This is a genomic window from Lysobacter antibioticus HS124, from assembly GCF_000336385.2.
GTDB lineage: Bacteria > Pseudomonadota > Gammaproteobacteria > Xanthomonadales > Xanthomonadaceae > Lysobacter > Lysobacter firmicutimachus.
Genome location: NZ_HG424481.1, coordinates 18,171 through 30,777 on the forward strand (window position 1 = coordinate 18,171; position 12,607 = coordinate 30,777).

The window sequence follows — 12,607 nt, forward strand, 5'->3', positions numbered from 1 at the left end:
CGGTAGGTCGGTTCGGGCGCTGTTTCGCCGCTGGACGGGGCGGGTTGTGCCGGATCGGCCGGTTCGCCGCCGGTTGCGGCCGGGCGCGGAAATGTCGCTCGGTGGCGCTTGCACGTGTTTGCACGTTTATGCACAATTGAATCAAATCGTGCACAAACGAGTGTCTGCCCATGTCCACCGAAGAACTGCTGCCGCAGCAACGCCAGGGCCTGATCCTGCAGCGCCTGCTGGCCCAGGGCCGGGTGATCGCGGTCGATCTGGCGCGCGAACTGGAGGTCTCGCACGACACCATCCGCCGCGATCTGCGCGAAATGGCCGCGGCCGGGATGTGCCGGCGCGTCTACGGCGGCGCCTTGCCCCTGTCCCCGGATCACGGCCCGCTGGCCCGCCGACGGGGCCTGGAGCCGGCACGCAAGGCGGCACTCGCGCGCGCCGCGGTGGCGTTGGTCGAGCCCGGCCAACTGCTGTTCCTCGACGCCGGCTCGACCAATCTGGCGATCGCCGAGGCCTTGCCGGCGGACTGTCGGCTGACCGTGGCCACCAACGCGCCGGCGATCGCCGCGCGCCTGGCCGAGCGCGAGGATCTGCAGCTGATCGTGATCGGCGGCCGGGTCGATCCGCGCGTCGGCGCCAGCCTCGGCCGCGCCGCGACCCGCGATGCCGAGGCCTTGCGCAGCGATCTGTATTTTCTCGGCGTGTGCGGCGCCGACGCCGACGTCGGCGTGAGCGCGCTGGACTACGAGGACGCGCAGTTCAAGCAGGCCGTCGCCGCGGCCAGCCGCGCGGTGGTGGCGACCGCGACCGACGACAAGCTGGGTACCGCGGCGCGCTATCCGGTGCTGGGCGCCGACGCGCTGCACGCGCTGGTGATCGAGCACGGCGGCGACACGGCCCAGGCCGACGCCTTCGCCCACCGCGGCGTACGCGTGCTGCGCGCCGCGCCAGCGCGATGAGCCACAGCCTCGGCGCCGACGCCTATCGCATCGGCCGCCTTGCCCCTGCGCGGCCGCCGGCCGCCTGTGAACCGGGACTCCCCATGAATCCGCTCGATCCTCACGCCGCCTCCGACTCGCCCGCCGTGCGCGCCGACGCCGCGCCGGAGCCGCCCGGCGCGCCGGGCGCAAACGACGCGATGCCCGCCTCGGTGGCCGCTGCGGCGGATTCTTCCGCGCCCTCCTGCGCGATCGGCGCGCGCGAGCGCCTGTCGACCCGCATCGCCTTCTTCGTCGCCGGGGTGGCGATGGCGGCATGGGCGCCGCTGGTGCCTTACGCCAAGGCGCGCACCGGCGTCGACGAAGGCACCTTGGGCCTGCTGTTGCTCGCGCTCGGCGCCGGCTCGATCGCGGCGATGCCGCTGACCGGCGCGCTGGCCGCTCGCTACGGTTGTCGCAAGGTGATCCTGCTGGCCGGTGCCGCGGTCTGCGCCTGCCTGCCCTTGCTGGCGTACTGCGCGTCGGTGCCGGGTTTGGCCTTGGCGCTGTTCGGCTTCGGCGCGGCGATCGGCACCATCGACGTGGCGATCAACATCCAGGCGGTGATCGTCGAGAAAGCCGGCGGCCGCGCGCTGATGTCGGGTTTCCATGGGTTTTTCAGCGTCGGCGGCATCGCCGGCGCCGGTCTGGTCGGCGGCCTGCTGTGGTGGCAGGCCACGCCGTTGACCGCGGCGCTGGCCGCCGCGGTCGCGCTGGCGGTGCTGCTGTCGGCGGGCAGCCGGGGACTGTTGCGCTACGGCGCAGGGGGCGGCGGCGCGATGTTCGCGCTGCCGCGAGGCGCGGTGGCGCTGATCGGCGCGCTGTGCTTCGTGGTGTTCCTGGCCGAAGGCGCGATGCTGGACTGGAGCGCGCTGCTGCTGGTGTCGGCGCGCGGCGTCGACTCCAGCGCGGCCGGCATCGGTTATGCGGCCTTCGCCCTGGCGATGACCGTCGGCCGCTTCAACGGCGACCGCATCGTCCAACGCTTCGGGCCGCGCCGGGTGCAGGCCGTCGGCGGCGCCTGCGCCGCGCTCGGCTTCCTGCTCGCCGCGGCGTTGCCGTCGCCGATCGCGACCCTGCTCGGTTTCGTTCTGATCGGACTGGGCTGCTCGAACATCGTGCCGATCCTGTTCAGCGCCGCCGGCCAGCAGCGCGCGATGCCGGCGGCCGCGGCGATCTCGGCGGTCAGCACCCTGGGCTATGCCGGCATCCTCGCCGGCCCGGCCGCGATCGGCGCGATCGCGCGCATCGGCGGCCTGCCGCTGGCGTTCGCATTGTTGGGCCTGGCCTTGGTCGCGGTCGCGGCCGGCGCGCGCATCGCCCGCCAGGCTTGACCCGCCGGCCGGCGTTCAGCGCGGGCGCCGCGCCAGCCAGCGGTCCAGTTGCGCAGCGAAGGCCTGGCGGTCGCGGGCATGGAACGCGGCCGGGCCGCCGGTCTGCACCCCGGCGCCGCGCAGTTCCTCCATGAAATTGCGCACCGACAAGCGCTCGGCGATGTTGTCGCGGGTGTAGAGATCGCCGCGCGGATTCAAGGCCACCGCGCCTTTCTCCAGCGCCAGCGAGGCCAGCGGAATGTCCTGGGTCACCAGCAGGTCGCCCGCGGCCAGCCGCTGCACGATCTCGTTGTCGGCCACGTCCAGCCCGCCCGGCACCTGGATCGCGCGAATGTAGGGCGAGGGCGGAGTGCGCAGCCATTGGTTGGCGACCAGGGTCAGCGGAATCCGGGCCCGGTCCGCGGCGCGGAACAGGATCTCCTTGATCGGGCCGGGGCAGGCGTCGGCGTCGACCCAGATCTGCGGTGTGATTGGCGGGGAAGAGGCATCGCTCATCGCGCCAGTTTGCCGTGAATCGGTCCGGCGCGTCGGCACCGGCTTCCCGTACCATGGCCGCCAGCCCCACGGACGCGCCGGCCATGATCACGGTCCACCACCTCAACAACTCCCGTTCCCAGCGCGTGCTGTGGCTGTTGGAGGAACTGGAGCTGCCGTACCGGATCGTGCGCTACCAGCGCGATCCCAAGACCCTGCTGGCGCCGGCGGAACTGCGTGCGGTGCATCCGCTGGGGAAATCGCCGGTGGTGGAACTGGGCGGGCAGGTGCTGGCCGAGTCGGCGGCGATCATCGAAACGCTGTGCGAGCGCTACGACGGCGAGCACCGGCTGTCGCCGCCGTTGCAGCCGCTGGACGGCGAGGAGCGTCGGCGCTATCGCTATTGGATGCATTACGCCGAGGGCTCGGCGATGCCGCCGTTGCTGCTGAGCCTGGTGTTCGCGCGGCTGAAGTCGGCGCCGATGCCGTTTTTCGTCAAGCCGGTCGCGCGCGGGATCGCCGACAAGGCCCTGTCGGCCTTCGTCGGGCCGCAGTTGGCCCTGCACCTGGGATACATCGAAAGCGAACTGGGCCGGCACGAATGGTTCGCCGGCGAGCGCTTCACCGCGGCCGATATCCAGATGAGTTTTCCGGTCGAGGCCGCGGCGGCGCGCGCCGGCGGCGAGCGGCCGAGGATGCAGGCCTTCGTCGAGCGCATTCGCGCCCGCCCGGCCTACCAGCGGGCGCTGGAGAAGGGCGGGCCCTATTCGCTGTTGAGCTGAGGGCCGCGGCGCAGGCGGCTTGGATTCGCGCCGGCCGGCACCCATCTTGAAGCTTCATCCCCGGCCGGTTCCGCCATGCTCTCGCTGCGTTTCGACAATGCCTTCGTCCGCGAACTTCCCGGCGATCCCGAGTCGGGGCCGGGCGTACGCCAGGTGTATGGCGCGGCGTATTCGCGCACGCTGCCGACCCCGGTCGCCGCGCCGCGCCTGCTGGCGCATTCGGCCGAGATGGCGGGCATTCTGGGCATCGGCGAGGACGATCTGGCCGGCGCGGAGTTCGCCGCGGTGTTCGGCGGCAACGCCTTGCTGCCCGGGATGGACCCCTACGCGGCCAACTACGGCGGTCACCAGTTCGGGCATTGGGCCGGCCAGCTCGGCGACGGCCGCGCGATCACCCTCGGCGAGGCGGTGACTGCGGCCGGCGAGCGTTGGGAATTGCAGCTCAAAGGCGCCGGGCCGACGCCTTACTCGCGCAGTGCCGACGGCCGCGCGGTGTTGCGCTCGTCGATCCGCGAGTTCCTGTGCAGCGAGGCCATGCACCACCTGGGCGTGCCGACCACGCGCGCGCTGAGCCTGGTCGGCACCGGCGAGGCGGTGGTGCGCGACATGTTCTACGACGGCCATCCGCAGGCCGAACCGGGCGCGATCGTGTGCCGGGTCGCGCCTTCGTTCATCCGCTTCGGCAATTTCGAATTGCCGGCCTCGCGCGGCGAAACCGGATTGCTGAAGCAGCTGGTGGACTTCTGCATCCGCCGCGATTTTCCGCATCTGCAGGGCGACGAACCGGCGCGCCATGCGGCCTGGTTCGGCGAGGTCTGCGAGCGCACCGCCAGGCTGATGGCGCACTGGATGCGGGTCGGCTTCGTGCACGGAGTCATGAACACCGACAATCTTTCGGTGCTGGGCCTGACCATCGACTACGGCCCTTACGGCTGGATCGACGCCTACGACCCGGACTGGACGCCGAACACCACCGACGCCGGCCGCGGCCGCTATCGCTACGGCCAGCAGCCGCAGGTCGCGTACTGGAACCTGAGCCGGTTGGCCGGGGCCTTGTCGCTGCTGATCCCGGTCGAGGCCCTGCAGGACGGCCTGCGCCGTTATGTCGATACCTACAACGCGGCCGAGGCCGAGGCGATCGCGGCCAAGCTCGGCCTGCGCGATTGCGCGGAGGGCGACATCGAGCGCATGCAGCGCCTGCGCGAGTGGCTGCAGATGCACGAGATCGACATGACGATCTTTTTCCGTGCCCTGGCCGAGGTCGACGTCGAGGCCGAGGCGCCCGATCCGGCGCCGCTGGCCGAGGCCGCCTACGATTCCGACAAGGCCGCCGCCGGCGCGCCGGCCTTGCGGGCCTGGCTGGCCGACTACGCCGCCCGTGTCCGTGCCGATGCGCTGCCCGCGGCGCAGCGGCGCGCGCGCATGCACGCGGCCAACCCGCGCTACGTGCTGCGCAATTACCTGGCGCAGCAGGCGATCGACCGCGCCGAGCAGGGCGACCTCGGCGGCGTGCACGAACTGCTGGAGGTGATGCGGCGGCCGTACCAGGACCAGCCAGGACGCGAAGCCTTCGCGGCCAAGCGCCCCGACTGGGCGCGCGATCGCGCCGGGTGTTCGATGCTGTCGTGCAGTTCCTGAGCGCTCCACCCGTAGGCGCGGCGCGAGCCGCGACAACCGCGGCGGTGTACGCGAGCGCTCAGACCGCAGATCGCAGACCGCAAAGCGATGGCCTCGGCCGAGCGCACATCCAACGCCCGGGCTTGGGACGCCACGCGTTGACCGTCGTTCCGGTTGTCGCGGCTTGCGCCGCTCCCACGGCGAGTTGCGCCGCCGCCACCGCGTACCCGGCGACGAAAACGCACGTCCGGCGCCATCGGGACGACGTTTTTCGGACGTGAGCCGGGGCAGAATCGACCGATGCATTCCGCCATCCACCTGCACGTTCTCGGTCCTTCCGACCTGTCTCTGCATCCGGCCTATTGCGACTATGTCGCCCAGGTCTTCACCCAGGCCGACTTCCGTCGCTGGTGCGAGTGGGGGCAGTGGAGCGACAGCTACCGCGCGTTCTGCCTGGTGGAAGGCGGGCGGGTGGTCGCCAACGCATCGCTGTCGCGCATGCGCCTGTGGATCGACGGCAAGGACGTCGAAGGTTTCCAACTCGGCGCGGTCGGCTGTTTGCCGGGCTACCGCGAACAGGGGCTGGCGCGGCGGGCGATGCAGGCCGCGTTGGCGGTCTGCGGCCGTGCCCCGGTGCTGTTGTTCGCCAACCCGACGGTGCTGGACTTCTATCCGCGGTTCGGCTTCGCGGCCGCGCCGCAATGGCAGTTCGAAAGCCGCGTCGAACTGCGTCCCGGGGCCGAGCCGGCGCCGGCGCTGGACTTGGCCGACCCGGTCTGGCGGGCCGAATTCCTGCGTCTGGCCGCCGTTGCGGCCCCGTCGGCCGGGGCCTTCGCCGCCCGCGACTATGGCCGCATCGCGACTTGGTACGCCGCCAACGGCTACGCCTCGCCTTTGCGACGGCTCGATCGCGACACCCTGGCGTTCGCCCAGGTCGAGGACGGGGTGCTGACGATCGAAGACGTGTTCTGCGCCGCCCCGGAGCGTTTCGACCCGGTCGCGGCCGTGCCGCGATTGATCGACGCGCCGGTGCGAGCCCTGCGTTTCGGCTTCGGCCCGCCGCGCGGCTGGCCGCGGGCCGAAGCGGTGGCGATCGAGGACGATGCGCACCTGTTCGTGCGCGGGCTCGACCTGCAGGCGCTGCCCGCACACCGCTTTCCGCTGCTGGCGCGGACCTGAGCGCGCCGGCCGCGGACGCCGGCCGGGTTCAGACCGGCGCGAAGGGCTTGGCGGCCTTCTTCTCGTTCTTCTCGGCGCGCTTTTCCTTCATGGTCTTGGCCGGCTTCTTCTTGGTCTCTTTCTTGCGGTCCATGCCCTTGCTCATGGCGGTTCCTCCCTTGGTGGCGGCGGGGTGCGGCGGAGGCCGTGCGCCTGCGCCGAGTATGCGCCCGGCCGGCGCCGCGTGCCGGCCGAGGCGCCGCCGCGGGCGCCGCGCCCGGTAGAATGGGCGGATGCCCCTGATTACCGTCCAGAACGTCGACTACAGCGTCGGCGGCCCGCTCCTGCTCGAAAACGTCGAGTTGGCCATCGAACCCGGCGAACGCATCGCCCTGATCGGCCGCAACGGCGCCGGCAAGTCCACGCTGATGAAGCTGCTGGCCGGCGAATTGCAGCCCGACGACGGCGAGGTACGGCGCGAAAACGGCGCGCGGGTGGCGCGGCTGGAGCAGGAAGTGCCGGCCGGCGCGACCGGCAGCGTGTTCGATGTGGTCGCCGACGGTCTGGGCGAACTGGGCGCGTGGTTGGCCGAGTACCACCATCTCAGCCATGCCGAGATCTACGACGCCGACGCGGTCGCCAAGGTGCAGGCCAAGATCGAGGACGCCCAGGGCTGGGCCCTGGACCAGCGCGTGACCGAGACCCTGACCCGGCTCGGCCTGGACGGCGAGGCCGCCTTCACCGGCCTGTCCGGCGGCATGAAGCGGCGCGTGCTGCTGGCGCGCGCGTTGGTCTCGGCGCCCGACCTGCTGCTGCTCGACGAGCCGACCAACCACCTCGACATCGAGGCGATCGACTGGCTGGAGCAGTTCCTCAAGTCCTGGCAGGGCGCGCTGCTGTTCGTCACCCACGACCGCCGCTTCCTGCGCGCGCTGGCGACCCGGATCGTCGAGATCGACCGCGGTCAGGTCACCAGCTGGCCGGGCGACTGGGACAACTACCTGCGTCGGCGCGAGGAACGGCTCAACGCCGAGGCGCAGGAGAACGCGCGCTTCGACAAGCTGCTGGCGCAGGAAGAGGTGTGGATCCGCCAGGGCATCAAGGCCCGCCGCACTCGCGACGAAGGCCGGGTGCGCCGGCTCAAGGCGATGCGCAACGAGCGCGCCGCGCGCCGCGACGCGGTCGGCAACGTGCGCATGGAGTTCGCCCAGTCCGAAGCCTCCGGACGCAAGGTCATCGAAGCCAAGGACGTGAACTTCGGCTACGGCGGGCAGCCGATGCTGAGCGACTTTTCGACCACCGTGTTCCGCGGCGACCGGATCGGTTTGATCGGCCCCAACGGCAGCGGCAAGACCACCTTGCTGAAGATCCTGCTCGGCGACCTGAGCCCGGGCACGGGCGAGGTGCGCGAGGGCAGCAAGCTGCAGATCGCCTATTTCGACCAGTACCGCGCGACGCTGCGCGAGGACTGGAACGCGATCGAGAATGTCGCCGAGGGCCGCGAGTATGTCGAGGTCGGCGGCAAGAGCAAGCACGTGATCGGCTACCTGCAGGACTTCCTATTCACCCCGGAACGTGCGCGGGCGCCGATCACCCGCCTGTCCGGCGGCGAGCGCAATCGTCTGCTGCTGGCCAAGCTGTTCGCCCAGCCGTCGAATCTGCTGGTGATGGACGAACCCACCAACGACCTCGACGTCGAAACGCTGGAACTGCTGGAAGAACTGCTCGGCGACTACCCCGGCACCTTGCTGCTGGTCAGCCACGACCGCGATTTCCTCGACAACGTGGTCACCTCGACCCTGGTGATGGAAGGCGAAGGGCGGGTCGGCGAGTACGTCGGCGGTTACAGCGACTGGCTGCGCCAACGCGCGCAGCCGGCGGCGCCGATCGCCGCGTCGGCGAAGCCGGCCGTCAAGGTCGAAGCGGCCGCCGCCGCGGCGGCGCCGGCCGCGAGCAAGCGCAAGCTCAGCTACAAGGACGCGCGCGAGCTGGAGCAGCTGCCGCTGCGGATCGAGGAGCTGGAAACCCGCCTGGCCCAGCTCACCGCGCAAATGAACGAGGCCGCGTTCTACCAGCGCGACAGCGCCGCGATCAACGCCCACAACGCCAGCCTGGCCCAGACCCAGGCCGAGCTCGACCACGCCTACGCGCGCTGGGCCGAACTGGAAGGCTGAGCCGCCGGCGTAGGCCGGCCGCGGCGCAGTGCGACCCCCGACTTCCGGCGCTTGCGCCGGCGCTGGGCGGCGGTTCCTAATCGCAGTCGCGAACGCCGGCGCGGCCGGCGAGGGGAGACCGGCGATGCGGCGGATCGGCGCAACAGTGGCGATGGCGGCGACCATGTGGCTGATGCTGGCCGGCGGCCACGCCGGCGCGACGGTCAAGGACGCGGCCGCGAACGGGTTCACGGTCGAGAACGAGCAGACCGTGCCGGTGGCGCCGGACGCGGCCTGGAAGGCGCTGGTCGAGGACATCGACCGTTGGTGGCCGAAGGACCACACCTGGTGGGGCCAGGCCTCGCGCCTGTCGCTGCAGCCGCACGCCGGCGGCTGCTTCTGCGAGATCGGCAAGGACGGCAAGCAGCAGGCCCTGCACATGACGGTGAGTTTCGTCGACCCGGGCAAGACCCTGCGCCTGCTCGGCGGCCTCGGCCCGCTGCAGGGCATGGGCCTGCACGGCGCGCTGGAGTTCAAGCTCGCCGCGACCGCCGACGGCGGCACCCGCATCGTCATGAGCTATCGCGCCGGCGGCTACACCCCCGACGACCTGAGCAAGTTCGTCGCCGTGGTCGATCAGGTGCAAGGCCTGCAATTGCAGGGGCTCGGCGATTACCTGCGGCGCGCGCCGGCGAACCCGGCGGCCATCCGACCGGCCGCGACCCCATCGAGCGCCACCGAGGCCGGCCGCGCCGCCGTCCAGCCCGATCCGCAGCGATGAGCCCGGGCGCCGCCTATCGCACCTGCCACGCACGCGGCGCCAGCCTGGCGACGCATCGCCATCGCCACGCTTACGCGGCCTTGGTGCTGGACGGCGACTACACCGAATCCAGCGTCGACGGTCCGTTGCCGTGCACCCCGGGCACGCTGGTGCTGCACCCCGCCTATCACGCCCACGGCGACCGTTTCGGCGGGCTCGGCGCGCAGGCGATCAACCTCGATCTGCCCGAGCGCGGGTGGCTCGATGCCGGTCCGTCCGACAACCGCGCGTTCGGACAGGCGCCGGCCCGGGTGCGGTCGAGCGAGACCGGTCGATCCGGCATGGGCGGGCCGGACGCAGTCCTGGCCGCGTTCGGTGCCAGCGCCTGGCGCGTGCATCACCTGGGCGAGGCGCTGGAGGTGTTCGCGCGTTGCCCGCAGCGATTGCCGGAATTGCTGGCCTGCGCCGTGCCGCAGGCCCCGTCGCCATTGCCGGATTGGCAAGGCGAACTGCTGCGGCGCATGGCCGACAGCGAGGACGAGATCGGCGTGCTCGCCGGCCGGCTTGGCGTGTCGGCCGAGCACGCCAGCCGCGCGCTGACCCGCAGCTACGGCATGTCGCCGCGCGCATTGCGGCGCGAACTGCGTTGGCGCCGCGCGTTGCGACTGCTGGCCACCGATCTGCCCTTGGCCGAGGTCGCCGCGGCGGCGGGCTTCGCCGATCAGAGCCATCTGCACCGGATCGTGGTCGCCCACGCCGGTTGCACCCCGGCGACCTTGCGCCGGCAGATCAAGTACGTACAAGACCCGGCGCCGGCGCAGGCGGCCTAATGGCCCCAACGCGCCGCGGCGCAACCGGAGTCTGCCGATGAAACCGACCCTGCTGTCCACCCTGTGTTCGCTGAGCCTGGCGGCGACGACCGCCGGTGCGCTCGCCGCCACCGCCGCGGCGCCTGCCGACAGCGGCCCGCAGGCCGCGCAGGCGGTCAACCAGGCCAAGGGCGACACCCTGCGCGCCGACATGCCGTCCGCGTTGAAGGCGCTGAAGGCAGCGCCCGTGGCGCAGTTCAACGCCAAGGACGCCGCGTTCCGCAGCTGCATGCTCAAACGCCACGATCGCAGCGGCGCGCCGGCGCCGGTCGAACCCGACGGCGGTCTCAGCGATCCGATGGTGCGCGCGCTGCTGGCCAGCTACCAGCGCTACTGGTGGCGGTCGCTGCGGGACGTCTCCGTCCGGCCCGCGGCCGAGAAGCAGCTCAAGACCGAACTGGCTGGCCTGCTTGGCGAAGCGCCGCCGGCCGAGGGCGAGGAGGCGTTCGACGCCTTGAACGAGCGCCTCGACGCCGAACTCGGCAAGCGCGGCGTGCACGCGCAGCTCGGCCGTACGCCGCCGCTGTACGACCTGCTGCTGTGGCGGGCGCAGGAGCAGCGCGACTACGTGGTCGATCTGCCCGGCGGCGCGCGTCAGCCGGTGCGGGTGTTCCTGATGGACGACTGGATCAGCCGCGGCTGGATCCACTACGGCATCTGCGGCGCCGGCGGCGCCGGCGGCTGGGCCAACGCCGACGGCGTGTTCGCGGTGCGTGCCAATTACGGCGATCTGCAGGGCGAGGACTACCGGGTCAGCCTGCTCGGCCACGAATCGCAGCACTACGCCGACCAGCAGCGTTGGCCGGACATGCTGTCCTGGCAGCTGGAATACCGGGCCAAGCTGGTCGAGCTGGCGCAGGCCGACCAGACCCGCGACACGCTGCTGGGCAAGTTCTATCGCAGCCGCGACGACAACCCGGATCATCCGCACCCGTACTCGAACAAACGCGTGCTGAGCGATGTCGCGACCCAGCTGGGGTTGGGCGCCGATGCCGACCTGCGCATGGCCGATCCGGCCGCCGTGCGCCGCGCCGCGGCCGAGGTGCTGGCCGAGGACACGCGGCGGCGCGAAGCCGACGGCCACGGCGCGGCGCCGGCCAAGGCCAAAGCCGCGCCCTCGCGCTGAGCGAATGCCGGCGGCCGCGGCCGCCGGCGTTAGACTGGCGCCATGCATCAAGACTCCCTGTTCGGCGCGGCGCCGGCCGCGCCCGCCGATATCCACCGATTGTTCTTCGCCTTGCTGCCCGACGCGGCGACCCGCGAGCGCATGGCCGCGACCGCGGCACGGCTGCAACAGGACTACCGCAGCGGCGGCCGTGCGATCGGCGCGCATCGCTACCACCTGACGCTGCAATTCCTCGGCGACGCCCACGAGTTCCCGCGCGATCGCGCGCAGGCCGCCTGCGCTGCGGCGGCGACGCTGGAGACGCCCGCGTTCGCATTGCGTCTGGACCGCGCCGGCAGCTTCCGCAACCGTTCGATTCCCTGGTGGCTGGGCTGCGAGCGGATGCCCGACGGCTTGCAGCAGCTATGGCAGTGCCTGGGCGTGGCCTTGGCCAAGCAGGGGCTGCGCGCGGAATCGGGATCGCAACGGGTGCCGCACGTCACCGTGGTCCGCGACGCCGCCGCACCGCTGCATCCGCCGGTCGCGATCGAGGCCATCGACTGGCCGGTGAGCGAGTTCGTCCTGATCCACAGCCAGTTGGGCGCACGCAATGCCTACACCGTGCTGGGGCAGTGGCCGCTGCGCGGATAGGGCTGACGGCTGTCGCTTTGGCCGGATCCGATCGTCGGCGCCGGCAACGGCTTGCGGGCGCCGCGTCGGTGCAGCGGTCGCGGAGGCCGGCATCTCGATGCGAGACCGCAACCGCGCGGTCGCGGCCTGCGCCGCTCCACCTCCGTGGGCGGGGACGATGTGGGTCGGGCCCGCCGACTGCCACGCTAGCGGCGGGCCGCCGGGCCGGCGCAGAATGGGCCGTCACCGCCGAGGGCATCGCCATGACCGCCGCCGACCGGCGCATCGACGCCTACATCGCCCAGGCCGCGCCGTTCGCGCAGCCTGCCCCGAGGTCGAAGAGACCCTGAAATGGGGCATGCCGAGCTTCCTCTACCGCGGCAAGATCCTGTGCGCGATGGCGGCGTTCAAACAGCATGCGACGTTCGGCTTCTGGCACGGCGCGCAAGTGGTCGGCGCCGCGCAGGCCGCCGGCAGCGATGCGATGGGCCAGTTCGGGCGTTTGACCCGGGTCGCCGACCTGCCGGGCAAACGCGAACTGACGCGGTTGGTCAAACAGGCGATGGCGTTGATCGAATCCGGCGCGACCCGGCCGGCGACCCGGACCGCCGAGCGCAAACCGCCGGTGCGGACCCCCGATGACCTGGCTGCGGCCCTGCGCAAGAATGCCAAGGCCCGTGCCAACTTCGAGGCCTTTCCGCCGAGTCAGAAGCGCGAATACGTGGAATGGATCGAAGCGGCCAAGCGCGAGGCC

The 12,607-nt window shown here is 71.7% G+C and carries 12 protein-coding genes; 11 read left to right on the plus strand and 1 reads right to left on the minus strand.

Annotated elements, in window-relative coordinates; translation table 11 throughout:
• The first annotated feature begins 170 nt into the window (after positions 1-170).
• On the plus strand, positions 171-953 hold the full coding sequence (locus TX83_RS08415) for a DeoR/GlpR family DNA-binding transcription regulator (protein ID WP_064747507.1): 783 nt from the start codon (positions 171-173) through the stop codon (positions 951-953).
• 83 nt (positions 954-1,036) lie between these two features.
• Positions 1,037-2,305 (plus strand): MFS transporter, encoded by a 1,269-nt coding sequence (locus TX83_RS08420; protein WP_261370068.1) that lies wholly within the window; start codon positions 1,037-1,039, stop codon positions 2,303-2,305.
• Between the two features lie 15 nt (positions 2,306-2,320).
• On the opposite strand, the gene TX83_RS08425 is transcribed toward TX83_RS08420, so the two are convergent.
• The gene (locus TX83_RS08425) at positions 2,321-2,800 is read right to left on the minus strand and encodes a YaiI/YqxD family protein (protein WP_064747508.1); all 480 of its coding nucleotides are present in this window, start codon (positions 2,798-2,800) and stop codon (positions 2,321-2,323) included.
• A gap of 83 nt (positions 2,801-2,883) precedes the next feature.
• Here TX83_RS08425 and TX83_RS08430 point away from each other — a divergent pair, with 83 nt between their 5' ends.
• From TX83_RS08430 to TX83_RS08470, 9 genes are all read left to right on the plus strand, one after another.
• Positions 2,884-3,561, plus strand: coding sequence for a glutathione S-transferase (locus tag TX83_RS08430; RefSeq protein ID WP_064747520.1), 678 nt, complete (start codon positions 2,884-2,886; stop codon positions 3,559-3,561).
• 75 nt (positions 3,562-3,636) lie between these two features.
• Complete coding sequence (locus tag TX83_RS08435; RefSeq protein ID WP_064747509.1) at positions 3,637-5,199, plus strand: protein adenylyltransferase SelO; 1,563 nt, start codon at positions 3,637-3,639, stop codon at positions 5,197-5,199.
• A gap of 279 nt (positions 5,200-5,478) precedes the next feature.
• On the plus strand, positions 5,479-6,357 hold the full coding sequence (locus TX83_RS08440; RefSeq protein WP_064747510.1) for a GNAT family N-acetyltransferase: 879 nt from the start codon (positions 5,479-5,481) through the stop codon (positions 6,355-6,357).
• Between the two features lie 272 nt (positions 6,358-6,629).
• Positions 6,630-8,510, plus strand: a complete 1,881-nt coding sequence (locus TX83_RS08445) for an ATP-binding cassette domain-containing protein (protein ID WP_064747511.1) — start codon at positions 6,630-6,632, stop codon at positions 8,508-8,510.
• A 163-nt stretch (positions 8,511-8,673) separates the two neighbouring features.
• A complete protein-coding gene (locus TX83_RS08450) occupies positions 8,674-9,270 on the plus strand; it encodes an SRPBCC domain-containing protein (RefSeq protein WP_222423739.1) in 597 nt (198 codons plus the stop codon).
• Positions 9,267-10,079, plus strand: a complete 813-nt coding sequence (locus TX83_RS08455) for a helix-turn-helix domain-containing protein (RefSeq protein WP_064747512.1) — start codon at positions 9,267-9,269, stop codon at positions 10,077-10,079. Before TX83_RS08450 ends, TX83_RS08455 begins: the two co-directional genes overlap by 4 nt.
• Positions 10,080-10,116: 37 nt before the next feature.
• The gene (locus TX83_RS08460; protein ID WP_064747513.1) at positions 10,117-11,244 is read left to right on the plus strand and encodes a hypothetical protein; all 1,128 of its coding nucleotides are present in this window, start codon (positions 10,117-10,119) and stop codon (positions 11,242-11,244) included.
• A gap of 42 nt (positions 11,245-11,286) precedes the next feature.
• The gene (gene thpR / locus TX83_RS08465) at positions 11,287-11,874 is read left to right on the plus strand and encodes an RNA 2',3'-cyclic phosphodiesterase (RefSeq protein ID WP_064747514.1); all 588 of its coding nucleotides are present in this window, start codon (positions 11,287-11,289) and stop codon (positions 11,872-11,874) included.
• A 214-nt stretch (positions 11,875-12,088) separates the two neighbouring features.
• Positions 12,089-12,607: YdeI/OmpD-associated family protein (locus TX83_RS08470; protein WP_261370077.1), on the plus strand; the 519-nt coding region annotated here is incomplete at its 3' end.